We start from the raw sequence: 25,071 nt of genomic DNA on the forward strand, positions 1-25,071 counted from the left end.
CTTTTTGGGGTCAGATCAAGAAGAGGGCTTTATATCAGTTAGTTAAGTTAACTCAGCTAGCTTAGATTACCATTGATAACCCACACCAACACCACCAGAGTATTGACCTGTGCTGTTTGCTGTACCTGTTAATTTCAAGATAAGTTTACCATTATCACTTGCTCTTGAATAACCAACAGCTACTGCAGAAGCCCCGTTGTAACCACCTGCTGCCGCAGAGATCATTGATTTACCTGGAATGTAAACCTGTGGTAGAGATGCAGCCGCTGCTACATTCGCACCAATACCTCTCATGCGTTTGTCTAGTTTATTGACGCGGTTATTAATATCGCCAAAGTTATTATTGATATTACCAACAGCCTCTTTTAACTGCTTAACGTTAACAGCATCAGTATCTGCTGTGCCTGGTGCAACATTGGTAATCTTAGTTGGACCACCAGTGCTGTTACTCACTTTAATATTGTCACCATCTCTTTGGATCTTCGGTCCATTATCACCAAACTGAACGCTGTCGAAATTAACATCGTCTTTCGTTGCATAAGTAATCTGACCGTTTTTATCATGTTTTACAGACATATTTTTACCAGCAATCATTTCCACAGTTTTACCTGGGTTGATTAACTCGCCTTTAGTTTTGTCTGCTGTACCAGTTTCGAGCTTACCTTTATTTTCAACTGCACTTGCTTTCAACGTAAAGCCAGAATTGTTAATTACATCAACAACATTTTCTACTGTTGCGACTTTATTAAACGGCTTAGAGGCATCAGCTAATGCTTTATCAGCCTTATTTAATGCTGTTGTTGCCGCAACAAGCTCTTGTGCTTTCGCTAATTTTGCTTCAGGTGTTGTTGCAGCCGTCAAGTCTTTAACAGCTTTCTCATACTTAGTTTGAGCATCTGTTAAATCTTTAGCTGCTTTCTCAACTTCTTTTTGTGCACTTGCTTTAGCTTCTGGAGTAGCAAATGAACCTTTTACAGAACCATTTGGATTATCAGAAATCTTAGCAGTATCCACATCAACTTTAACTACGGTTGTAGTCTGGATATTGCCAGCTTTATCTAATTCTTTCACAGTACCTAAAGAAACGCTTGTCCCCTTACCATCTGCGAAACGCAAGTTATCATCAGGGTTGACTTTCTCATCTTTATTATTGAAATCAACCGTTGCAGTATCGGTTGCTTTACCCACAGTAAATCCAGATTTTTGGATAGCCTCAGCTACAGTATTACCAGTAACAAAGTCCTCACCTTTGTTTTCAACTTTATCTTTTGTCTCATCGACTTTAACTGGTTTTTTGCCTTCTATTGGTTTACCTGTTGTTGGATCAATATCGTCTTTATTGAAGTATTGATCACCCACTTTAATCACATTGATAGGCTTATCTGCCCCCTCTTTTGTCACAGAGAATTCGTTAGATTTAACCACTTCACCTTTCTTAAGTGCGATAGTAATTTCACGAACACCATCAGCATTGGTTTCACCAGTGACAGAAATACCGTCTTTGCCTTTGAAGTTCACTTTATTCGCATTACGAACTTGGTCAGCATATCCATTGTCTGATGTACTTACGATCCAGCCAAGGTTACGAGCATCTTCAACAGTTAATGCATTATTTGGGTTTGAATTATTAAAGTCGATTAAGCCCGCTTTAATATTGTTATCCCCTTTTGGTGCAGGGATTGCTGTTGCATCTGCTTTAGGTTTACCTGTGGCCTCAACTTGATCAGCTGGATACCATTTACCATCGTTAGCTAATGTCACAGGATCTGAACCTAGGTTTCCACCGACTTCGTTATCAAATGTTTTCGCACCTGCAGCGATATTACCTAATTGTAATGGATCACCTTTTTTATTCGGTGCAGCTGCTGCAGGATTGATAACGTTTGCAACAAGATCACTTGCTTCAACTGGTTGAGCTTTATTTGGCTTACCTTCTGCATCAACTTTATAGAACTTATTATCATCACCTTTGATTACAGGTGTTCCATCTTGGGCTGTTAATCCCACTAAGCTGTTTACACGGATTTCGCTCACTTTTTGCTTGTCATCCGTAGTTACGCTTACTGTTGTACCAACGCCATTGACAAAGTTCACTGTATCAGTATGACGAACAAAGTCTTTCGCTTCGCCATTACCTTGTAAATTCCAGCCTGCATTTAACACATCACCAATTGTTGCTGCATTATTGCGTAACGGACTATCTGGATTTTCTAATGCTTTTGATAACGCTGGCGCTGATTTTCCATTAAATGGATTTGCAACTGGTACACCTGTTTCAGTAAATACAACTTTTGTATCTACTGGTGATAGATTGCTCGCAATATTCGTCAACGCCATTGGGTTCGTTGTTGAACCTGCTGCGTTGTTCATTGATGCAATAACATCGCCTGTTGCTTTTGGTTGAAGTTCCGTTGCTGGCTGACCATCTTTCTTAACAACATCACCATCTTTTGCAGAACCTTTCGGATAGTATTTGCCATCAATCTTCACTGAATCAGCTGGGTAGAATTTACCGTCATCGCCTTTGATCAACTTATTACCATCTTTATCAGTATAAACCACTGGCAATTGTGCAGTTTCTGCAACGGCTTGTGCATCAACTTTATAAGTGATCTTCGTTACGCCAGCATCAGTTTCCTTATCAACAGTAACAGTTGCCAAGCCTTCAGCAGCATAAACCACTTTATCGCCTGGGTTAACTAAGGCTTTTTTATTGCCATCAGTGGCTTCATCTTGATAAATCGTAAATCCAGATTTATTGACCGCACTTACAACATTTTCAACAGTAGCAACTTTGTTATCCACAGCCAATAGATCTCTGTCTGCTTTGGCTTTTAGAGAATCTTTATTAGCTTTTTTTGCTTTAGCCTCAGCAAGGGCATTTTGAGCTTCATCAACTTTAGCTTGAGCTTCTTGTCTAGCTTGGTTGTTATTTTCACCTTCTGGTACAGCTGCAAGAGCTTCTTTTGCTTTTGTTAATTCAGTTTCTTTTGTCTTAACATCTGCAGCGGCTTTTTCAGCGTCTTTTACTGCTTTTTCTAAGTTAGCTTTTTCTTCTGGTGAAGTACCTTGTAATGCACCGCTTTCTAAGGCTGTGGCTGTGCCATTGTCGATGTTAAAGGTCACATTTGATACCTTACCGTCTTTAGTTTCCACGCTTGCAAGCGTACCTTTGCCATTAGCGAAGTTCACTGTATCGTAAGGTTTAACAAAATCTATTTGGCTATCGCCGTTAAGACTTAAATTCCAACCTGAATTTAGTACATCACCTACAGTTGCAGCATTGTTGTAAATTTTCTTCATCTCTTCTGGAGATGGTTTTGTTGCGCGCTGAGTGTAAGCTGGAGAGATATTATCAGTTAATTGACCGTTAGGTTTGTCATCCGTACCACCTTCTTTTAGGTCACCTTTGTTATAAGTTGGTGCTAAATTACCAGCGATATTTTCAACAGTTTTAGGTTCACCTTTAACAGTGATATTGACTTTATTTTCTGGAACTGCTGTTGGTGTAACTCTTCTACCATTATTATCCTTAAAGGTATTGGTATTAGGGTCGTAAGTTAAGTTAGCAATATCTTCTTCTTTATAGTAATTATCCCCTAAACGCACGAGTGGTTTATCATCGTCTTTGTGGGTATAGTCAAACGGAATATTATTGTTTACATCATTAATCGCTTTATGAGTTAAGTAAAGTTGTGAGCCGTTGATAGCTTCAGTTGAATTACTTTCAATTTTACCAGCCGCCATATTAATAATTTTGCGCTGATTTACTCTACCGTTAGAGTCTGGAGCACCAATACTGACAAAACGCCCTACATCTCTCACTTTACCAGCAAAGCCAGAGTAAGAAATCCCCGTTACTGTCGCACTTGTTACATTCTCCACAATGTGAGATCCTGTCTGAGAAGAACTATCCCCTAACACTACCGAGCTACTTGTGTTTACCGTTACCCCATAACCTAAAACAAAGGTACCGATTCCAGTGATATTGTTTCTCGCACCAACCGCAAATGAGCCCAATCCACTATCTTGCAATGTTTTGAGTTCAGTTGGGTCTGTTGGTAGTGCTGCCGGTGGTGTCATACCTACAATGTTACCAAAACCAATAGCACCTGATTCTTTCCCAAAAGCACGAGCTGACTGACCTAATGCAGTAGCCCCACCTCCAGCATTTGGTGTGGCTTTCGCTTCTAAACCTAGAGCAATGTCCCCCCAGCCTTTAGCTGTTGCACTATAACCAAAGGCGGCACTGTTATTACCTATCGCTCTAGCCTTTGTACCCACAGCAACAGATTGCACCCCGCTTGCATTTGCTAGATAACCAAATGCATTCGCCTGATTTACAGACTTAGCCTGACGACCAACCGCAGTAGAGAAACCGTTTTTTGCATGAGCGTCAACACCAACAGCGAGGTTATAGGCACTCTGGTTATGAGGTACTGGTTTACCGTTTTTATCTAGGTTGTACGTACTTGCCGAATAACCAATTGCAATATCATAATGCCCTTGTGTTTTAGCTGAGAGACCTACCGCAGTACCGTACTCACCAATCACTTTGGCACTAGCACCTACTGCTACAGAACCTGGATATCCCTCTACTGTTGCATCCGGACCAATGGCAACGCCTCGGTGTGCATTGGCATTCGCATTATGACCGATAGCAATCGACTCGCCCCAGTTACTGAACGCTGCGCCATCTGAAGTTTGTCCTGGTGCAGCAGTTGCGTTACTACCAATAGCAATCGTCTGACGCCCTGATGCCTTTGTGTTAAAACCGATGGAAACAATTTCTTCATCTCGATTCATTTTATGATCGTTACCACCTTGAGCGGTTTTCCCCACTAAAACATGCTTATCTGAGGTAGTAACATAAAGTGTATTCGCAGGAGTAGCAGTAGTACCATCATATGTAATTGGATCGGCTGTTGCTGCACCTAATACTGTCCCTGCCACCCCGAAAGTTCCTAAGGAAATTAACCCTAGACTCTTAGAGAGATTAATTGTGGTATTTGTCTGGGATTTTGACTTTGTTTTGGATTTACCTAGCTCAGAAACAGCAATCCAAGTTTGAGTAGTATGGTTCCAAATTACTTTAAAAATTTTATTCATTAAATATCTCCCTATATAGATTGAAATTAGTCATGTTAGTTATAAGTAAAAAAATCGACCAGATTGTACGTTTTTTAGCGCAGATAGTCTTTTAAAGAAGAGTAAATTTTTGTAAATGAAGAGTAAATTTTTGTAAATAAAGCCGGAGTTATATTTTCTATTTTTTTTTTTTTTTTTTCAGTAGGTTAGCTCAGTATTGAGTGAGAAAAAGAGGGGAGAGTGCGGTAGTTTTTTTAAGAAAAAACCTCTTAAATTTCAGAAGATGCCGTAATTTAAGAGGTTTGATATTTAGCTATTTCTTGTTTGGTTCATCACAGTTTTGTATATCGCTACATTTTCCATAGAGATATAAGCTGTGAGTTTTTAATTTGATACCATGTTCAGCGCTGATTTCACGTTGGCGTTTTTCAATAACTTCATCATTAAATTCAAAAACTTTGCCACAATCTACGCAAATAATATGGTTGTGATGTTCTTCTGGTGCTAATTCAAAAACGGATTTGTTACCTTCAAAGTTATGGCGAATTAGAATATTGGCTTCATCAAATTGATTAAGTACACGGTAAACTGTGGCTAAACCAATATCTTCGCCTTGCTCTAGGAGCATTTTATAAATATCTTTAGCAGAGAAATGTTGCATATTTTCTCTGTTATTTTGCATCAGGGACAAAATTGTTAGGCGAGGCTCAGTGATTTTTAGCCCAGCTTTTTTTAATAGCTTGATATTTTCTTCAGACATAGTTGTTCCTCAAATTTTATGCCAATTCCGCTAAACACATTTCATCATAAACTTGTTTAACCCATTTTTCCACACGTTCTGCGGTTAATTCTGGTTGACGATCTTCGTCGATACATAAGCCAACGAACGTATTATCATCAACTAAGGCTTGTGAAACTTCAAAAGTGTAGCCTTCAGTTGGCCAATGTCCAACGATAATAGCGCCTTTAGGTTCAATAATATTGCGTACTGTGCCCATTGCATCACAGAAATATTCTGCATAATCTTCTTGGTCACCACAGCCAAAAATAGCCACTAATTTATCAGTGAAATCAATTTCTTCTAATGTTGGGAAAAAATCATCCCAATCACATTGAGCTTCGCCGTAATACCAAGTTGGGATACCAATCATTAAGAAATCATAGCTTTCGATGTCTTCTTTGCTACTTTTGGCAATATCACGAATATCCACTAATTCTGAGCCTAATTGTTTTTGTATCATTTTAGCGATATTTTCAGTATTACCTGTATCACTACCATAAAATAAACCGACAATAGCCATTTTTATCTGTTTCCTTGAATTTTAAAATAATCTTGTAAAATCGTTACAATTAATTCTGAACGACTCATCGCCTGTTCAGACGCCTGATCTTCTAATCGTTGAACTAAATCCGCATGTAATTTCAACTCGATACGCTTTAGCCCACTAAATTTATCGCGTCTAAGTTGATTACGTTTGTTTATGCGGAGTTGTTGTTCACGAGACAGTGGGTTTGTTCTAGGCCGTCCTACTTTGGGAAGATTCGTAAACAGATCTAATGTAATACAATCTGCATCTTGTTTAGCCATTTTCAAACCACTGAAAAATACATCAATTGTAGCTTAATTCGAATTGAGAATGAGATTCTAATTGAGAATGATAAGCTACAAGCAAAATTTGGAGCGAACTATACCATAATTTATAGGAGAGTTAAACCCTAGAAATTAAGTAAGAATTGGAATTTTTTCTTACAAAAATCGTTGAATTGCTCGGATGACAAAATCTGCTTTTTCAGCATGTACCCAATGCCCACTTCCACTGATAGTAAAAGCACTTACTTGTGGGAATTGAGTAAGAATTTGAGTTTCATATTCTGGCAAAATGTAGTTGGATAATCCGCCTCGGATGAAAAGCGTTGGTTTATCAAAAGTGCCATTTTCCCAGCTCATAATATTGGCGTAATTTTGTTTAAGTGCGGTCAAATTAAAACGAAATTTTTCTTTTGCTTGTGCATCAAAAGATTTGAGCATAAATTGCTGGACGCTTTCTTGCGGAATGTGTTCAGCTAAAACTTGTTTGGCTTGTTGGCGAGTTTCTGGTTGTGCTTTACTCACTGCAAATAACCCAGCAAAGACGGTATCATGCCCATTATTGCCATAGTTCACAGGAGCAATATCAATAACGATGAGTTTTTCAATTAAGTGCGGTCGTAAAATCGCACATTTCATCGCTGTTTTTCCTCCCATAGAATGACCAATTAAAATGACTTTATCTAAATTGAGATGATCAATTACCGCCAAAACATCTTCTGCCATCAGTTGATAATTCATTTCTTCACTATAAAAACTTTGTCCATGGTTGCGTAAATCCAAGCGCAAAATAGGGTACTGTTCGGAAAAGGCTCTGGCAATCACACCGAGGTTATTCATATCGCCAAATAAACCATGAATAAATACAAGCGTTGGGTGATTTTGTACGTTGTTGACGGGATGAAATTGATAGTTGAGTAATTTGGTTGAGGACATAATTTTTGCGTGAGTATTTGTAAAGAAATCGTTATAATGTGCGAAAAATCTAAATAGATCAAGTAGAAATCTATTCACAAACTTGAACAAGAGGAATAAGTCGGTTATGAAAATTATTGAAGTCGATGAAGAGCTTTATCAATACATTGCAAGTCAAACAAAATCTATCGGCGAAAGTGCATCTGATATTTTACGTCGTTTACTCAATTTCCCTTATTCTAATCTTTCAAGTGCGGTACAAAATTCAGAAAATTTATCTACTGAAAGTGTCACCTCTGAGCCTATTACAAAAGCACAAAAAGAAGCTCCAGCTGACGTAGTGAAAACAGACGAAGTCATAATTCCGGTTAAAAAACAGTCTGATGAAGCTATTCAAAAAATTGTTGATAAAGTAAGAAGCATTTTATCTTCAGAAGAATTTCAACAAGAGACAAAAGCGGTTGTACGTTTTCTCAGTTTGCTGCGTGCGCTTTATCGTACCAACCCTGAAAGTTTTGCGTTAGCCACAGAAAGCCTACAAGGGCGTACCAGAGTTTATTTTGCTCGTGATGAAGGCACCTTGTTGATGGCGGGTAATCATACTAAACCGAAACAAATTCCTGACACACCATTTTGGGTTATAACCAATACAAATAGTGGGCGTAAAATGCTGATGCTAGAAGGTGCGATGCAGTCTATGCATTTACCACAAGAACTAATCGAAGAAGTTAGACCTTTTTTTGTGACAAATTAGTTATGTTCCTTTGGCATAAATATGCAACCTCCCCTTTATTTCAATCCAAAATTGCCTTGCGAAATTCGCAAGGCGATGTTTTTACATGGCAACAGCTTTGTTCTTTAATCTCTCAGCAATCAGCACTTTTTCAACAACAAGGCGTTAAAACAGGAAGTGGAGTAGCGCTTTGTGGCAAAAATAGTTTTTCATTGCTATTGGCTTATTTAGCCGCTATTCAGTCTGGTGCTAGAGTGTTAGGGATTAACCCGAATTTTCATGCTGATAAAATTCAGCAAATTATGGCATGTTATCAATGCGATTTTATCTTTAACGCCACATCATCGCAGTTTGAAAATAGCAAAAATTTAACCGCACTTTCTATCACTGAAAATCAACAACAATATACGGATTTTGTACCTGAAACAGAGGCCAATATAGATTTGCACACAGTGGCAACATTGACCTTAACTTCGGGATCAAGCGGTTTACCCAAAGCAGTTGCGCATAGTGTACAAGGGCATTTAGATAATGCACTTGGCGTTTGTGAGTTAACCCAATTTAGTGCAAAAAATAGCTGGCTTTTATCCTTGCCTTTGTTTCATGTTTCAGGGCAAGGCATTATTTGGCGCTGGTTGGCAATGGGGGCGGAGTTACATTTGCCTCAAGAGGATTTTTATTTTTCTGTAAGCCAAGCAAGCCATTGTTCATTAGTGCCAACCCAATTACAGCGCTTGTTAGATTATTGGCAACAACATCCTCAAGCGCCACGTTATACGCAACATATTTTGTTGGGAGGTGCGCAAATTCCTACCGCACTTACGGACAAGCTGGCGCTGTATGGCGTAAAAAGTTACAGTGGGTATGGTATGACAGAAATGGCATCCACAGTTTGCGCTAAGTTGAGTAATGGTAAGCACGGGGTCGGGCAACCTTTAGCTGGGCGTGAAGTGCGGTTGGTTTTTGATGAAATTTGGTTGCGTGGTGCGGGGCTTGCCTTAGGCTATTGGCAACAAGGCGAGCTTCATTCTTTGTTGAATGAGCAAGGTTGGTTTGCTACAAAGGATAAAGGTATTTGGCAAGATAATGAATTGCGCATTTTAGGGCGCTTGGATAATATGTTTATTTCTGGTGGTGAAAATATTCAACCAGAAGAAATTGAACAGATTATCGGGCAAAATGAAAAAGTCGAGCAGGTTTTTGTATTACCTGTTGATGATGCAGAATTTGGGCAACGACCTGTAGCCATGATTAAGTTTTATGATGTTTTTTCTGAACAGGCAGTACATGAATTACAGATTTGGCTAGTGGATAAATTAGAAAAGTTTAAGCAACCTATTCAATATTTCCCACTCATTTTGCAAGCACAAGGGAACATTAAAATTTCACGTCATCAGTTAAAATCTGAGCTAACTCATTTATTAGGAAAGTAATATGAATATCAAGAATAAAATTAAACAGATCGCAATTCTAGGGTTATTTACCTTAGCTCAGTTTGCACTTGCAGGCACCATTTTAACGGAAAGTGATGTAAAGATACGACTTGATGAGGCGAAGAGAGCGGATCAATCTTTACAAGAGAATAAAAGTGCGGTGCAAAATTTAGAAGATACGCTTGTCCTCTTGGCTAAAATTGCAAAACAGAAAGACGATAATTTGAAGCTACAAAAGCTCATTCAAGATGCGCCAAATGAACAACGAAAGGTGCGTGAAGAGATTATTAAATTAAAAAATGAACCAGAAAATTATGATTTTGCTAAATTTTCTATGGAGCAATTACAAACTGATTTAGCCAAAACTCAAGTAGATTTGCAGCAAGTTCAAGTGGATTTAGCACAAGTAAATGCACAATTAGTTAACCAGCGATCTGCTTCTGAGCGCACACAAAGCGCATTAAGTGCTAATCTAGCTCGCTCGCAAGAAATTGATAAATTATCTTTTAATGTAGATATTGGGCGGATTGAACAAAATAAATTAGCCACGGAAAGCACATTAATTGAGTTGCAAAATCAATATAATCAAAATTTGCTGCAGGGTGATAATGAACTTACCGCACTTTATACCTTGCAGTTGGAGTTTAAAAATCTTGCCCAACAACATTGGCAAGAGAAACAAACCGCTCTTCAAAGCGAAATTAATCAACGTAAACTAGCGGAAACCAAACAGCAAGCAGAGCAATTGAAACAAGCGCAAAAGGAAACAGATGGCAATCCTTTGCTAGTTCAACAACAGCAAATCAATATCCAAATTGGTCAAGAGTTAGTTGCTCAAACAACAAAACTGAATGCGTTATCACAAGATAATTTACGCATTAAGTCAGTTCTAGACAATTTGCAACAAACTGAACGTAATATTAATGAACAGATTAGTGCCTTACAAGGTACTTTGGTATTATCTAAAATTATTAACAAGCAAAAGCAATTATTACCACAAGATCAGATCATCACAGGCTTGTCGAAGCAAATTACTGATTTGCGAGTAAGAATTTTTGATTTAACAGAGCTGAGAGATAGTCTTTATGACGTAAATGGTTATATTGCCAATTTAGAGAAAAAACAAGAAGTTAGTTTGGATAAATCCGAACGAAAGCAGTTAGCGCAAATTTTACAAGAACGTCAAAAGGGAATTTCTGATTTAGTTTCTATTTTAAATAACCAGCTTAATCTCTCTATCAATATTGAATTAAATCAAAAACAGGTAACCTTAATTAGTGATACTTTGCAAGGAAAACTGCAACAACAAAGTTTCTGGGTTAAAAGCAATGCGCCTATTGATTTTGATTGGTTTAAAGCTTTTCCATCGGCATTAAAAGCTGAATTAGAAGATATTCGAGAACAATTTAATTTTAGTAATTGGAAAAATAATCTTGTCTCTGGGGTTACTTTAATTACTATCTTTTTAGGTTTGGCTTTTTTTGTTTCTTGGCGTAAAGAGCAGATTAAACAGCGTTTAAACTATATTAATAGTAAAATCAATACGTTAGGAGATAAACAACTTTACACTCCAGAAGCTATTTTTTGGACAATTATCCTTTGTTTACCTATGACGTTATCTGTCTTAGCTGGTTTAATTTTAGTGACCTTTATTTGTTTCAATGAGCCAGAAAAATTCTGGTGGTGGTCGCTAAAAATGTCCGGATATTGGTTACTCTTTTCTTTTATGTTAGCCATGTTCCGTCCAAATGGTATTGCTTATCGCCATTTTAATATGCTAAAACATAATGTAGAGCTATTTTCTAACGTTATGACACGATCCGTATGGATTGCTGTACTTTGGTTAAATGCTTCCATGTTTACTTACCTAGAAGGTGGAATTACAAATGATGTGATTGGTCAATTAATGACTATTGTGGTTTTAGTCATTTCCTTATTTATTGTTGGTCCTCGTATGCGTTATGCAGTTCAAGCCTACGAAAAAAATTCCGAAAAAAGTTTATTACTTAAAGTCTTTCGTGTTGTATTACTGATTTCGCCGATAGTGCTTATTGTTTTAGTGGTTTTAGGTTATTACTACACAACTTTAAACCTTATGGATCACTTAATGTCTTCTTACTTCGCACTTATGATATGGTTAGTGGCTCGTAATATGGTTTACCGCGGTTTTGCTGTTTCGGCTCGCCGTTTGGCTTATCGCCGTTTACAAGAAAAACGTGAGCAGATGCAAGCTCAATCTCAAGAGGATATTGTCGAAGAAGAATTTAGCGTTAATACGCAAGAAGAAGTCTTAGCCATTTCTGCTGTTAAAGATCAAGTCTTGCGTGTAACAGATTTAGCTTTACTCGTTGGTTTAATCGGTTTGTTATATTGGGTGTGGTCAGATTTAATTACAGTTGCCTATTATCTGGAAGGAGTAACTTTATGGAAACAAATTGTTACTACTGAAACAGGCACAGTAACAGAAGCTATTACATTATGGAATTTATTATTGGCACTGATTATTTTAAGTGCTACCTATGCTTTAGTGAGAAATATTGGTGGGGTGTTAGAAGTTCTTGTTTTCTCAAGATTTAATTTTTCCCAAGGCACACCTTATACCATAACAACCTTGCTGACGTATTTTATTATTGCCATAGGTAGTGGTGTGGCATTTTCTACTTTAGGTATGTCATGGTCAAAATTGCAATGGTTATTCGCCGCACTTTCCGTTGGTTTAGGTTTCGGTTTGCAAGAAATTTTTGCAAACTTTGTGTCGGGTATCATTATTTTATTTGAACGTCCTGTGCGTATCGGTGATGTAGTAACTATTGGCGATTTTTCTGGAACCGTATCAAAAATTCGTATCCGTTCTACAACCATTATTGATTTTGACAAGAAAGAAGTCATTGTGCCTAACAAAGCTTTTGTAACAGAACGCATTGTGAACTGGGCATTAACTAACTCAATGACTCGTGTTGTGATTAGTGTTGGTGTTGCTTATGGTTCTGATTTGGAGCTTGTGCGCAAGTTGTTATTACAAGCCGCTTATGACACGCCAGCAGTATTAAAAGAACCTGAGCCATCGGCTTATTTTATGACTTTTGGTGCTAGCACCTTAGATCATGAGTTGCGTGTTTATGTAGGCAAAATTGCAGACCGCACTAAAACCAAAGATTTCTTAAATCGCCGTATCAATGAATTATTTGCTGAACATAACATTGAAATTGCATTTAACCAGTTGGATGTATTTATCAAAAACCAATCCACGAATGAAGAAGTAAAAGTGCTTTCAGAGAGCTTAAAAGGATAAAAGGAAGAACATATGGCAGGAAACAGTATTGGTCAACTTTTTAAAGTGACCACATTTGGCGAGTCACATGGTATTGCGTTGGGTTGTATTGTCGATGGCGTTCCTCCTGGACTGGCTTTATCAGAGGAAGATATTCAACCTGATTTAGATCGTCGTAAACCAGGTACATCAAGATATACCACGCCACGTCATGAAGATGATGAGGTGCAAATTTTATCGGGTGTATTTGAAGGGAAAACCACAGGTACGAGTATCGGCATGATGATCAAAAATGCCGATCAGCGTTCACAAGATTATGGCGAAATCAAAGATCGTTTTCGCCCAGGACATGCGGATTTTACTTATCAGCAAAAATATGGCTTGCGTGATTATCGTGGTGGCGGTAGATCTTCAGCGCGTGAAACCGCTATGCGTGTTGCAGCTGGTGCTATCGCAAAAAAATATTTGCGTGAGCATTTTGGTGTTGAGGTTCGAGGTTATTTATCACAAATTGGGCATATCAAAATTGATCCGCAAGTTGTTGCTGATGTGAGCAAAATTGATTGGGAGAAAGTCAACAGTAATCCTTTCTTCTGTCCTGATGAAAGTGCGGTGGAAAAATTTGATGAATTGATTAGAGAGCTAAAAAAAGAAGGCAATTCTATTGGCGCAAAATTAACTGTGGTTGCAGAAAAGGTGCCTGTGGGTTTAGGCGAGCCTGTTTTTGATCGTTTAGATGCAGATTTGGCACATGCGTTAATGGGTATTAATGCGGTCAAAGGGGTAGAAATTGGCGATGGTTTTGCGGTTGTTGAGCAAAAAGGAACGGAACATCGTGATGAAATGACTCCTGAAGGTTTTTGTTCTAATCATGCAGGTGGTATTTTAGGTGGCATTAGCTCAGGGCAACCGATTATTGCCACTATTGCATTAAAGCCAACTTCAAGCATTACGATTGCAGGACGTTCAGTGAATTTAAATAATGAGCCTGTTGAAGTTATAACGAAAGGGCGACATGATCCTTGTGTTGGGATTAGAGCGGTGCCTATTGCAGAAGCTATGACTGCAATCGTTTTATTAGATCATTTATTGCTTTTTAAAGCACAATGCAAATAGGGATTTTCCTATGCAAACAAAAATAATATTTAAATTGAACAAAACTGCGGTAATTACTACCGCACTTTTTTTCATGTCAATGCTTAATGCCAATCCACAATATTGGCAATCGGTAAAACGCCCTATTCGTGGTGAGACGATGCCAATTGGAAGTTATAGCAATGGTTGTATTATTGGTGCTGAAGCCTTGCCTTTTAATGGGGAAGGCTACCAGGTTATTCGTACCAATAAAAACCGTTATTATGGTCATCCAGATATGATTGCTTATTTACAACGATTAGGCAAAAAGGCAAAACAGGCAGGCATTCCAACCATTTTAATCGGTGATATTGCGATGCCTGGAGGAGGACGTTTTTTAACAGGGCATGCGAGTCATCAAATGGGGCTTGATGCGGATATTTGGTTACGTTTAGGTAAGCTTTCAGCAAAAGATGCACAAGATCCGAGTGGTATGGGGTTATTGGTTGTGGATCGTAAAAAACAACGAGTAATAGATAATTTATGGTCAAAGGATCATGAAAATCTTATTCGTCTTGCAGCGAAAGATCCGCAAGTAAGTCGAATTTTTGTCAACCCAGCAATTAAGCTTAAATTATGTCAAACAGTACAGGGTGATCGAAATTGGTTACAAAAAATTCGCCCTTGGTTTGGGCATGACAGCCATTTTCATGTACGTTTGACATGTCCAAAAGGGGCTGCATATTGTGAAAATCAATCGCCAGTTCCTGCTGGAGAAGGTTGTGGCGATGAACTTTATTCTTGGTTTGAACCGCCTAAACCAAGTACCACGAAGCCGAAAAAAGTCGTGCCAGAGGCGCCGTTCCTTTGCCAGCAATTGATTAGTGCCCCAAATCGTCATGAATGGTTAGAGTAGGATAAGAAGATGGCAGAAATTACTATTCAGTTAATGTTAATTTTGTTTTTGGTTGCAGGCATTGCTGGTTTTATTGATGCCATTGCTGGCGGTGGTGGCTTGATTACCATTCCAGCTTTATTGATGACGGGCATGCCTCCTGCATTAGCCCTTGGTACCAATAAATTACAGGCTTGTGGTGGTTCTTTTTCTGCAAGTTTATATTTTCTACGTAAAAGAGCGGTAGATGTACGAGCCTTTTTTTTGATTATTCTGATGACTTTCATTGGCGCTACTCTAGGCACTTTATTAATCCAAAATGTAGATGCTACCTTGGTTAAGAAAGTGCTGCCTGTGCTTGTATTGATTATTGGTTTGTATTTTCTATTTACCCCTTCACTTGGCAATGAAGATAGAAATGCGCGTATTTCTTATAGCTTATTTGCTTTTAGTGCTGGATTAGGGATTGGTTTCTACGATGGTTTTTTTGGACCGGGCACAGGATCTTTACTTAGCCTTGCTTGCGTAACCTTGCTTGGTTTTAATTTAGCAAAAGCAACGGCACATGCGAAAGTATTAAATTTTACCTCTAATATTGCATCGTTGATTTTTTTCTTACTCGGTGGACAAATTTTGTGGAAATTAGGCTTAGTTATGATGCTTGGTCAATTTATTGGTGCTAACTTAGGCGCGAAAATGGTATTAACTAAAGGAAAAACCTTAATTCGCCCTATGGTTGTATTAATGTCCTTTATTATGACTGCAAAAATGGCTTATGACCAAGCGTGGTTTAGTTGGTAAAACAAGCGATTGGAGTAACAATGATGGAACATAATGATCTACGTTTAACAGCTCGAGTGGGTTACCAACCTCATTGGTCTTGGTCTTATTTATTGCCTAAATATTGGGCTGTTTGGCTTGGTATTTTTGCTTTATTGATTTTGGCTTTGGTGCCTTTTCGTTGGCGAGATAAGTTAGCGGAGAAATTGGGCAAAATTATTGCATATAAAGCGAAAAAACAAAGACATCGCGCTGATGTGAATTTACGTTATTGTTTTCCACAATGGTCAGAAAAACAGCGTAATAATGTGATTGATAAAATGTTTATTACTGTCACTCAAGTGATGCTTGGAATTGGCGAAATTGCTTTTTGTTCAAAAAAACATCTACAGAAGCGCAGTGAATTTACTGGCTTAGAACATATTCACCAAGCAAGAGCAGCTGGAAAAAATATTATTTTAATGGTGCCACACGGTTGGGCAATTGATGCCTCGGGAATTATTTTACATGCGCAAGGAATGGCGATGACGTCCATGTATAATCCGCATCGTAATCCTCTTGTGGATTGGTTATGGACGAGAACGCGCTTGCGTTTTGGTGGAAAAATGCATGCTCGTCAAAATGGAATTAAGCCTTTTCTTAATCATGTGAAAAAAGGAGAGATGGGCTATTATTTACCAGATGAAGATTATGGCGAAGAATTGAGTGTTTATGCTGATTTCTTTGCTACTTATAAAGCAACCTTGCCAGGATTAAATAAAATGGCAAGGCTGGCAAAAGCCGTTGTTATTCCAATGTTTCCACGTTATAACGCACAGCGTGGAAAGTATGAAATGGAAATTTGTGCGCCTTTAGAATTAACGGAAGAACCTCTGCAATCGGCAAGAGTAATGAACCAAGCGATTGAATATTTTGTTACGCCAACGCCAGAGCAATATGTATGGATTTTGCGCTTATTAAAAACACGCAAAGATAATGAAGATATTTATCGTTAGCCAGGGCAATTTGTGCTAAACTTTGCGCCGTTTTGTCAAATACACTTTTATCATAGTTTTTAGGGAATAAAATGAATAAATTAGAATTGATTAAATCCTCTATTAAATCTATTCCAAACCACCCAAAAGAAGGAATTATTTTCCGTGATATTACTAGCCTCACTGAAGTGCCAGAGGCTTTTCAAGCGACAATAGATTTAATTGTTGCACAATATAAAGATAAAGGTATTACTAAAGTTATTGGTACTGAAAGTCGTGGTTTTATTTTTGGTGCTCCAGTCGCTTTAGCGCTAGGCGTGCCTTTTGTTTTAGTGCGTAAGCCAGGGAAATTACCGCGTGAAACTATTTCCCAATCTTATCAATTAGAATATGGTCAAGATACCTTAGAAATTCATGTAAGTTCTATTCAAGCTGGCGATAATGTGCTAGTAATTGATGATTTATTAGCAACTGGCGGTACAATTGAAGCGACGGTAAAACTGGTAGAACGTTTACAAGGTCAAGTCAAACATGCAGCTTTTGTGATTAGCTTACCAGATCTTGGTGGCGAAGCTCGTTTATGTGATCTTGGTGTAGAACCATTTACTTTAGTTGAATTTGCTGGTCATTAATTTTCTCAAATCAATAGAGATAGATAGGTAATGAGTTATCAAGTTCTGGCAAGAAAATGGCGACCAAAAACCTTTACTGAGGTCGTTGGTCAAGAGCATATTTTGACCGCACTTTCTAATGGTTTGCGAGAAAATCGTTTACACCATGCCTATTTATTTTCCGGAACTCGAGGGGTTGGTAAAACCTCTATTGCTCGTTTATTTGCGAAAGGTTTGAATTGTATTAATGGCATCACAGCAGATCCTTGCAGTCAATGTGAGCATTGTAAAGCGATTGAGGAAGGTCGTTTTATTGATTTAATTGAAATTGATGCGGCCTCACGCACTAAAGTTGAAGATACCAGAGAGTTGTTAGATAACGTCCAATACAAGCCTACTCAAGGACGTTATAAGGTTTATCTTATTGATGAAGTCCACATGCTTTCTCGTCATTCTTTCAATGCGTTGCTGAAAACCTTGGAAGAGCCGCCTGAGTATGTAAAATTTTTATTGGCAACAACGGATCCGCAAAAATTACCTATTACCATTCTTTCTCGTTGTATGCAATTTCACCTAAAAGCTTTGTCGCAGCAGCAGATTGCACAGCATTTAGCCTTTATTTTGCAACAAGAAAATATTCCCTTTGACCACCTTGCCTTAGAAAAATTAGCCAAAGCTGCTGAAGGTAGTATTCGAGATAGTTTAAGCCTGACAGATCAAGCGATTGCTATGGGCAATGGTCATGTGAGCATGGATATTGTAAATATCATGCTTGGATTGTTAGATGACAATCAGCCTATTGATATTTTATATGCGCTACAACAAGGTAATGGCGAAATGCTAATGAAGGCTATCCAAGCTGTTGCGGATAAAGGGGCTGATTGGGATAATTTATTGGCGACTTTAGCCGAAACATTGCATCAAATTGCGATGTTACAACTTCTGCCACAAAAAATAGACGAAGAAAATTCGCTGGGATTTTTGGCTAAACATATTGCGCCAGAAGATGTGCAGTTCTTTTACCAAGTGATTGTGAATGGACGTAAAGAGTTGGCTTTTGCACCTAATCTTCGTGTAGGTGTGGAAATGACTTTATTAAGAGCATTAGCTTTTCATCCGAAGTTAATAAGCCCTTCTTTAGCGCTATCTTCTCAGCAAAGTGCGGTACAAAATCAGCCGAATTCAGCAAAGATTGAACCAACACCTGTAGTTAAAATTCCTGTTGTTTCTGCAGCTAGTCAATTTCCTTCAACAAAACTTAATACTAAGGTTGATAATACTAAATTCAGTAGCTCAGCCTTAGGGGCATTAGATGCCTTAGAACAGTTATCGCAATCTGATAGCGAAAAAAAAAAGTCACAAGTAGATAAACAAAATATCAACAGCCTTTCCTCAAGCGAAACTTCTGAAAATATCTCCGCTCTTTCTGTTCTTGATATTAAGCCACAATCTCCAGATGGATTTATTGCTAATTTATTAAAAGCCTCAACTGGAGTTGAGATTGAGGAGAATATTGACAATGATGATGTGCAAGAGGAAACAGCAGAAAATTATCGTTGGGAATGGAGCAATCCACAAATGACAGTGGAAGAAAGTGCCATTCGCCCTTCTGAAATTAAGCAAGCGATTTTAGAACAAGCTAGCCCAGAATTAATGCAACGAGTTATTGATGCTGCAAAAGAAAGAGATCAATGGACTTCTGTTATTGAGCAATTATCTTTAGGTGGTATCACAAAAGATATGGCGCTCAATACCGCATTATTAAGCCAGACTGAAGATCAAATAATCTTATCTTTAAAGCCAGAGAAAGAACATTTATTAGATCGTTGCCAGAAAGAATTAAAACAAGCCTTATCAGATTTTTATCAACATGATATTCAGCTGTCTATCAATATTTCTGAGGAGCAGAATTTAGCTACACCTTTGTATTATCAAAATCTGGTGTACCAAGAGTTTAACGAACAAGCGAAACAAGCCTTACAGGCAGATAAATCGGTGCAATTATTGGAAAGAGAATTTGCGGCCAAACTTGATTTAAATAGCGTTAGGCCAGTTTAATTTGGTTCTTTGTTAAAAAATCCCCAAAAACAGACCGCTCTTTTTTCATTTTGCGATCTAGATCGCATAAACTTCGCTTTATTTCTCTTTTTCTTTTTTCTATCAAAAGAAAACTGCTAGATTAATCCTATCGAACAAAGTACAATCTCCGCCTATTTTTTATCATCAATTAATGCCGCAAGGTGTAATAACGAGGCAATGAATGTCGGACAAAATTAATTTAATGAATTTAACTCGCCAACAAATGCGAGAGTTTTTTCAGGAACTAGGCGAGAAACCTTTTAGAGCAGATCAGTTAGTTAAATGGATTTATCATTTTGGCGAAGATAATTTCGATAATATGACTAACATCAACAAGAAATTACGTGAAAAGTTAAAAGCAGTTGCTGAAATTAAAGCACCTGAAGTTGCGGTAGAACAACGTTCTGCTGATGGGACGATTAAGTGGGCAATGCAAGTTGGAGATCAACAAGTAGAAACTGTTTATATTCCAGAGGCTGATAGAGCCACTTTATGTGTATCTTCACAAGTTGGTTGTGCTTTAGCTTGTACTTTCTGCTCAACCGCTCAACAAGGGTTTAATCGTAATTTAACCGTATCAGAAATTATTGGACAAGTTTGGCGTGCCTCAAAAATTATTGGTAATTTTGGTGTGACAGGTGTTCGTCCTATCACGAATGTCGTAATGATGGGTATGGGCGAGCCATTATTGAATGTGGCTAATGTTGTGCCGGCAATGGAAATTATGTTGGATGATTTTGCTTATGGTTTATCTAAACGCCGTGTGACTTTGTCAACATCAGGTGTTGTACCTGCATTAGAGAAGTTAAGTGAAATGATTGATGTGGCATTAGCGATTTCTTTACATGCGCCAAATGATGAATTACGTGATGAAATTGTACCTATTAATAAAAAGTACAATATCAAAATGTTGATAGATAGTGTTAATCGTTACTTAAATGTGTCAAATGCAAACCATGGTAAAGTCACGATTGAATATGTGATGCTTGATCATATTAATGATGGAGTAGAGCACGCGCATCAATTGGCGGATGTGTTGAAAAATACACCATGTAAAATTAATTTAATCCCTTGGAACCCGTTCCCAGAAGCACCTTATGCGAAAAGCTCAAATACGCGCATAGATCGTTTCCAGAAAACCCTAATGGAATATGGTTTTACCGTAATTGTGCGTAAAACCAGAGGCGATGATATTGATGCTGCTTGTGGACAACTTGCAGGTGATGTAATTGACCGAACAAAACGTACAGCACAGAAAAAACGCTTTGGCGAAGAAATTAGTGCTCGTCAAATTAATTAACTATTCATAATGAAAAAGGAGAGAAAATCAATGCGATACTGGACTAAATTTAATTTTATGATTTTCTCTCTTTTCCTTTCCGCTTGTGTTTCTCAGCCTACAACTGTGAGCTTTGATAAGCAACAAGCAGCTAAAGCCAGAGTTGAATTAGGTTTAGGTTATTTAAAATTACGCAATTTTTCACAAGCTAAGCTCAACTTTGATAAAGCCTTGTCTTATCAGCCTGATTATTACTTGGTTCATTCTGCCTTTGCTTATTTATATCAATTACAAGGCAATGTTCAACAAGCTAAATCTTCTTATGAGAAGGCGATTAGTTTGGATAAATCACAAGGCGATGTGAGCAATAATTATGGGGTATTTTTATGTAGTCAGGGAGAGTTTGCTCGAGCTTATGAATTATTTGAACAAGCTCTAGCTACGCCTAATTATTATCAACAAGCAGATACATACGAAAATATTGTGCTTTGCGCCGATGCAGAGCGAAATACTCCTCGTTATGAAAAATATTTCAAACTTTTACACAATATTGATCCTCAAAGAGCGGATAAAATAAAGAAACTTTTTTAATAAGCTTTTCTAAATTTATGAAAAAGAAAATGGCAAGAAAGTAAATATCTTGCCATTTTTATATTCTTGCTTGTTATGATTAAATCTTACAAGCACCACCAGCACAGGAGTCTAAATCTTCTTGCACATCTTCCGCACCATCTCTAGTGTTTTGATAATACAGTGTTTTTAGACCATATTTATAAGCCGTTAGTAAGTCTTTTAATAAGACTTTCATTGGAACTTTACCATCTTCAAAACGTTTTGGATCATAGTTCGTATTGGCAGAAATGGCTTGGTCAACGAATTTTTGCATGATACCGACTAGATGTAAGTAACCATCATTACTTGGAATATCCCATAATAATTCATAGTTTTCACTCAAGTTTTCATAATCAGGAACCACTTGTTTCAAAATCCCATCTTTCGAGGCTTTAATGCTCACATGTCCGCGTGGTGGTTCAATACCATTGGTTGCATTAGATATTTGCGAAGATGTTTCTGATGGCATTAATGCGGTTAATGTTGAGTTACGTAAGCCAAACTCTTGGATCTCTTTGCGTAAGGTTTCCCAGTCATAATGCAACGGTTCTTTGGTTAAGCCATCAATATCTTTTTTATAGGTATCAATAGGTAAGATGCCTTTTGTATAAGTAGTTTCATTAAAGTATTCACAAGGGCCAATTTCTTTGGCTAAATTCATTGAGGCTTTTAATAAATAATATTGGATTGCCTCAAAAGTGCGGTGGGTTAAATCATTTGCTGAGCCATCAGAATAACGCACATTATTTTTAGCTAGATAATAAGCATAGTTGATCACGCCAATACCAAGAGAGCGGCGACCTAATGAGCTACGTTTTGCAGCAAGTACAGGATAGTCTTGATAGTCTAATAAAGCATCTAAAGCTCTTACAGCAAGATCTGCTAATCCTTCTAATTCATCTAAATTTTCCAGTGCGCCTAAGTTAAAGGCAGATAACGTACATAACGCAATTTCGCCATTTTCATCATGGAAATGCTGTAATGGCTTAGTTGGTAGCGCAATTTCCAAACATAAATTGGACTGACGAACTGGAGCAACAGCTGGGTTAAATGGCGAATGTGTATTGCAGTGATCTACGTTTTGAATATAAATACGACCAGTTGATGCTCTTTCTTGCATTAATAAAGAGAACAATTCCACTGCTTTCACACTACGCTTACGAATTGCAGGATCTTGCTCATATTTAAGATACAGTTCTTCAAATTTATCTTGATCCGCAAAGAAGGCTTCATAGAGTCCAGGTACATCTGATGGACTAAATAACGTAATTTCATTGCCTTTAATTAAGCGTTGATACATTAATTTATTGAGCTGAACACCATAATCCATATGGCGAACACGGTTATCTTCAACACCACGGTTATTTCTTAAGACTAATAAGCTTTCAACCTCTAAATGCCAAATAGGATAATAAACTGTTGCGGCACCACCGCGCACACCACCTTGCGAGCAAGATTTTACGGCTGTTTGGAAATATTTATAGAATGGAATACAACCTGTATGGAATGCTTCTCCACCACGAATTGGGCTACCTAATGCACGAATAGCGCCAGCATTAACCCCTATTCCAGCACGTTGAGAAACATATTTTACAATTGCTGATGCTGTTGCATTGATCGAGTCAAGACTATCACCGCACTCAATTAATACACAAGAACTAAATTGGCGAGTAGGTGTACGAACCCCAGCCATAATTGGTGTTGGTAAGGAAATTTTAAAAGTGGAAGTCGCATCATAGAAACGACGAATATAGTCTAAACGAGTTTCTGCAGGGTATTTTGAGAATAAACTTGCGGCAACTAATAAGTATAGAAATTGTGCAGACTCATAGATTTCACCTGTTACACGATTTTGTACAAGATATTTACCTTCCAATTGTTTTACTGCAGCATAAGAGAAAGTCATATCACGCCAATGATCAAGGAAACCATCCATTTCATCCCATTCTTCACGAGTATAATCAGCAAGCAGAGCTTGATCATATTTACCCATACGAACTAATTTTTTTACATGATCATAAAGTTTTGGTGGATCAAAATGCCCATAGGCTTTTTTACGCAAATGAAACACGGCTAAACGAGCGGCTAGATATTGATAATCAGGGCTGTCTTTGCTAATTAGATCTGCTGCAGCTTTAATAATAGTTTCATGAATATCTGAGGTACGAATCCCATCATAGAATTGGATATGAGATTTTAATTCAACTAATGATACAGAAACGTTTTCTAGTCCTTCTGCTGCCCATGTAATAACTCTGTGAATCTTATCTAAGTCAATAGGCTCTTTATTTCCGTCACGTTTAGTGACCATCAATGCTTTGTTCATAAGGTTTCCTGGGAGTGATTAAAACACAAGATATAGTTGTCAATTGAAAAACGTGCAACAAGATAATGTGTTAAATAGAAAAATTCAAGTAATAAATTTGATACTCAATTATTGACAGAAAATAACTTACTTATAAATAAGTAAAAATTCTAAATCGAAGTGAAAAGAATTATTAAAAATTGTGCAGTAGATCAAATTCTATATCTTTGTCGTATTAAGAAAAATTATGCTTATTCTAGAGTTAATAAAAAAGCTGTTCAAAAGAACAGCTTTGGTTGAGGTATTATTTACCTAAATTATCAAAGAACTTTTTCACTCCATCTAGGAAACCTGAAGATTTAGGGCGTTGAGCACTTTTACCTTCTAAGCTCTCCTCAAGTTTTCTTAATAGTTCTTTTTGTTCTTCGTTTAATTGAATTGGCGTTTCAACCACAATTTCACAAATTAGGTCTCCGGCATAACCACGAGTAGTAATACCTTTGCCTCTAAGACGTAGCAATTTCCCCGTTTGTGTTTCTGCTGGGATTTTAACTTTTAGGCGACCATCTAAAGTTGGGATTTCTACTTCGCCACCTAGTGCCGCCATTGTGAAACTGATTGGTACTTCGCAATAAAGATTATTGCCATCTCGTTCAAAAATATGATGTTTTCTAACATGGATTACAACATATAAATCGCCAGCTGGAGCGCCGTTTTCTCCTGCTGCCCCTTTACCTGCTAAACGTAGCTGATTTCCTGTATCTACGCCTGCAGGAATTGTCACTGAAAGATTTTGCGTTTTATGAACTCGTCCATCGCCATGGCAAGTATGGCAAGGTTTTTCAATTTTTTTACCAGTACCATGGCAGTGTGGACAAGGTTGTTCAGTGACAAAGAAACCCTGTTGGCGACGAACACGACCAGCACCATGACAAGTTGGACAAGTTTCAACTTTTGAACCAGCTTCAGCTCCAGAACCATGACAGGTATCGCATTGAACAAGGGTATTTATCTGGATATCTTTTTTACAGCCACGAACAGCTTCTTCGAGCGTTATTTCAATGTCATAACGCAAGTCTTCGCCACGCACAACTCGTTGGCGAGAACGTCCACCGCCGAAAATATCACCAAACATGTCGCCAAAAATATCGCCAAAGTCAGCATCACCAAAGCCACCAAAACCTCCAGCTCCTCCTCCTTGCTCAAAAGCAGCATGACCATATTGGTCATACATTGCTTTTTTTTCTTTGTCAGCAAGAACTTCGTATGCCTCATTTATTTCTTTAAATTTTTCTTCACTTTCTTTGTCGCCTTTCGTGCGATCAGGGTGATATTTCATCGCTAGGCGTTTATAAGCACGTTTAATTTCTTTTTCATCCGCACTTTTTTGAATACCTAGTATTTCATAGTAATCTTGTTTTGCCATAGTTTGTT

General features: G+C 37.9%; 18 protein-coding genes. 11 read left to right on the plus strand and 7 right to left on the minus strand.

The window, feature by feature from the left end; translation table 11 throughout:
• Positions 1-66: 66 nt before the first annotated feature.
• From B0186_RS08285 to B0186_RS08305, 5 genes are all read right to left on the minus strand, one after another.
• A complete protein-coding gene (locus tag B0186_RS08285; RefSeq protein WP_078218892.1) occupies positions 67-5,109 on the minus strand; it encodes a YadA-like family protein in 5,043 nt (1,680 codons plus the stop codon).
• A gap of 292 nt (positions 5,110-5,401) precedes the next feature.
• Entirely contained in the window at positions 5,402-5,848 is a 447-nt protein-coding gene (gene fur / locus B0186_RS08290; RefSeq protein WP_078218893.1) for a ferric iron uptake transcriptional regulator, read from the minus strand.
• A gap of 16 nt (positions 5,849-5,864) precedes the next feature.
• Positions 5,865-6,389, minus strand: a complete 525-nt coding sequence (gene fldA, locus B0186_RS08295; RefSeq protein WP_078218894.1) for a flavodoxin FldA — start codon at positions 6,387-6,389, stop codon at positions 5,865-5,867.
• A gap of 2 nt (positions 6,390-6,391) precedes the next feature.
• Entirely contained in the window at positions 6,392-6,676 is a 285-nt protein-coding gene (gene ybfE / locus B0186_RS08300) for a LexA regulated protein (protein WP_078218895.1), read from the minus strand.
• Between the two features lie 159 nt (positions 6,677-6,835).
• Complete coding sequence (locus B0186_RS08305; RefSeq protein ID WP_078218896.1) at positions 6,836-7,612, minus strand: alpha/beta fold hydrolase; 777 nt, start codon at positions 7,610-7,612, stop codon at positions 6,836-6,838.
• A gap of 106 nt (positions 7,613-7,718) precedes the next feature.
• Here B0186_RS08305 and seqA point away from each other — a divergent pair, with 106 nt between their 5' ends.
• From seqA to pilW, 11 genes are all read left to right on the plus strand, one after another.
• The gene (gene seqA / locus B0186_RS08310; protein WP_078218897.1) at positions 7,719-8,345 is read left to right on the plus strand and encodes a replication initiation negative regulator SeqA; all 627 of its coding nucleotides are present in this window, start codon (positions 7,719-7,721) and stop codon (positions 8,343-8,345) included.
• Between the two features lie 2 nt (positions 8,346-8,347).
• Positions 8,348-9,757, plus strand: a complete 1,410-nt coding sequence (gene menE / locus B0186_RS08315) for an o-succinylbenzoate--CoA ligase (RefSeq protein WP_078218898.1) — start codon at positions 8,348-8,350, stop codon at positions 9,755-9,757.
• 1 nt (position 9,758) lies between these two features.
• A complete protein-coding gene (gene mscK, locus B0186_RS08320; protein WP_078218899.1) occupies positions 9,759-13,049 on the plus strand; it encodes a mechanosensitive channel MscK in 3,291 nt (1,096 codons plus the stop codon).
• 12 nt (positions 13,050-13,061) lie between these two features.
• Positions 13,062-14,144 (plus strand): chorismate synthase, encoded by a 1,083-nt coding sequence (aroC, locus tag B0186_RS08325; protein ID WP_078218900.1) that lies wholly within the window; start codon positions 13,062-13,064, stop codon positions 14,142-14,144.
• A 10-nt stretch (positions 14,145-14,154) separates the two neighbouring features.
• Positions 14,155-15,018, plus strand: coding sequence for a penicillin-insensitive murein endopeptidase (mepA, locus tag B0186_RS08330; RefSeq protein WP_172459657.1), 864 nt, complete (start codon positions 14,155-14,157; stop codon positions 15,016-15,018).
• A gap of 9 nt (positions 15,019-15,027) precedes the next feature.
• A complete protein-coding gene (locus B0186_RS08335; RefSeq protein WP_078218901.1) occupies positions 15,028-15,798 on the plus strand; it encodes a TSUP family transporter in 771 nt (256 codons plus the stop codon).
• A gap of 20 nt (positions 15,799-15,818) precedes the next feature.
• Positions 15,819-16,772 (plus strand): lauroyl-Kdo(2)-lipid IV(A) myristoyltransferase, encoded by a 954-nt coding sequence (gene lpxM / locus B0186_RS08340; protein ID WP_078218902.1) that lies wholly within the window; start codon positions 15,819-15,821, stop codon positions 16,770-16,772.
• 71 nt (positions 16,773-16,843) lie between these two features.
• A complete protein-coding gene (gene apt / locus B0186_RS08345; RefSeq protein WP_078218903.1) occupies positions 16,844-17,383 on the plus strand; it encodes an adenine phosphoribosyltransferase in 540 nt (179 codons plus the stop codon).
• A gap of 30 nt (positions 17,384-17,413) precedes the next feature.
• Positions 17,414-19,420, plus strand: a complete 2,007-nt coding sequence (gene dnaX, locus B0186_RS08350) for a DNA polymerase III subunit gamma/tau (protein WP_078218904.1) — start codon at positions 17,414-17,416, stop codon at positions 19,418-19,420.
• 202 nt (positions 19,421-19,622) lie between these two features.
• Positions 19,623-20,741 carry a dual-specificity RNA methyltransferase RlmN gene (rlmN, locus tag B0186_RS08355; protein ID WP_078218905.1) on the plus strand — a complete coding sequence of 373 codons (1,119 nt, stop codon included), beginning with the start codon at positions 19,623-19,625 and terminating at the stop codon, positions 20,739-20,741.
• A gap of 30 nt (positions 20,742-20,771) precedes the next feature.
• Positions 20,772-21,311, plus strand: coding sequence for a type IV pilus biogenesis/stability protein PilW (gene pilW / locus B0186_RS08360; RefSeq protein ID WP_078218906.1), 540 nt, complete (start codon positions 20,772-20,774; stop codon positions 21,309-21,311).
• 79 nt (positions 21,312-21,390) lie between these two features.
• Here the strand turns inward: pilW and nrdA are convergent, their stop codons facing one another.
• Together nrdA and dnaJ are read right to left on the minus strand one after the other, a co-directional pair.
• Positions 21,391-23,658, minus strand: a complete 2,268-nt coding sequence (gene nrdA / locus B0186_RS08365; RefSeq protein WP_078218907.1) for a class 1a ribonucleoside-diphosphate reductase subunit alpha — start codon at positions 23,656-23,658, stop codon at positions 21,391-21,393.
• A gap of 283 nt (positions 23,659-23,941) precedes the next feature.
• A complete protein-coding gene (gene dnaJ, locus B0186_RS08370; protein WP_078218908.1) occupies positions 23,942-25,063 on the minus strand; it encodes a molecular chaperone DnaJ in 1,122 nt (373 codons plus the stop codon).
• Positions 25,064-25,071: the final 8 nt, after the last annotated feature.

It is taken from the genome of Canicola haemoglobinophilus, from assembly GCF_002015075.1.
GTDB classification, from domain to species: Bacteria; Pseudomonadota; Gammaproteobacteria; order Enterobacterales; family Pasteurellaceae; genus Canicola; species Canicola haemoglobinophilus.

Excerpts from the sequence above, each read along its gene's own strand:
- mepA (WP_172459657.1), top strand. The coding sequence starts at position 14,155 with ATGCAAACAAAAATAATATTTAAATTGAACAAAACTGCGGTAATTACT.
- fldA (WP_078218894.1), bottom strand. The coding sequence starts at position 6,389 with ATGGCTATTGTCGGTTTATTTTATGGTAGTGATACAGGTAATACTGAA.
- menE (WP_078218898.1), top strand. The coding sequence starts at position 8,348 with ATGTTCCTTTGGCATAAATATGCAACCTCCCCTTTATTTCAATCCAAA.
- mscK (WP_078218899.1), top strand. The coding sequence starts at position 9,759 with ATGAATATCAAGAATAAAATTAAACAGATCGCAATTCTAGGGTTATTT.
- pilW (WP_078218906.1), top strand. The coding sequence starts at position 20,772 with ATGCGATACTGGACTAAATTTAATTTTATGATTTTCTCTCTTTTCCTT.
- nrdA (WP_078218907.1), bottom strand. The coding sequence starts at position 23,658 with ATGAACAAAGCATTGATGGTCACTAAACGTGACGGAAATAAAGAGCCT.
- B0186_RS08285 (WP_078218892.1), bottom strand. The coding sequence starts at position 5,109 with ATGAATAAAATTTTTAAAGTAATTTGGAACCATACTACTCAAACTTGG.
- dnaX (WP_078218904.1), top strand. The coding sequence starts at position 17,414 with ATGAGTTATCAAGTTCTGGCAAGAAAATGGCGACCAAAAACCTTTACT.
- lpxM (WP_078218902.1), top strand. The coding sequence starts at position 15,819 with ATGATGGAACATAATGATCTACGTTTAACAGCTCGAGTGGGTTACCAA.
- apt (WP_078218903.1), top strand. The coding sequence starts at position 16,844 with ATGAATAAATTAGAATTGATTAAATCCTCTATTAAATCTATTCCAAAC.
- rlmN (WP_078218905.1), top strand. The coding sequence starts at position 19,623 with ATGTCGGACAAAATTAATTTAATGAATTTAACTCGCCAACAAATGCGA.
- ybfE (WP_078218895.1), bottom strand. The coding sequence starts at position 6,676 with ATGGCTAAACAAGATGCAGATTGTATTACATTAGATCTGTTTACGAAT.
- B0186_RS08335 (WP_078218901.1), top strand. The coding sequence starts at position 15,028 with ATGGCAGAAATTACTATTCAGTTAATGTTAATTTTGTTTTTGGTTGCA.
- seqA (WP_078218897.1), top strand. The coding sequence starts at position 7,719 with ATGAAAATTATTGAAGTCGATGAAGAGCTTTATCAATACATTGCAAGT.
- aroC (WP_078218900.1), top strand. The coding sequence starts at position 13,062 with ATGGCAGGAAACAGTATTGGTCAACTTTTTAAAGTGACCACATTTGGC.
- fur (WP_078218893.1), bottom strand. The coding sequence starts at position 5,848 with ATGTCTGAAGAAAATATCAAGCTATTAAAAAAAGCTGGGCTAAAAATC.
- dnaJ (WP_078218908.1), bottom strand. The coding sequence starts at position 25,063 with ATGGCAAAACAAGATTACTATGAAATACTAGGTATTCAAAAAAGTGCG.
- B0186_RS08305 (WP_078218896.1), bottom strand. The coding sequence starts at position 7,612 with ATGTCCTCAACCAAATTACTCAACTATCAATTTCATCCCGTCAACAAC.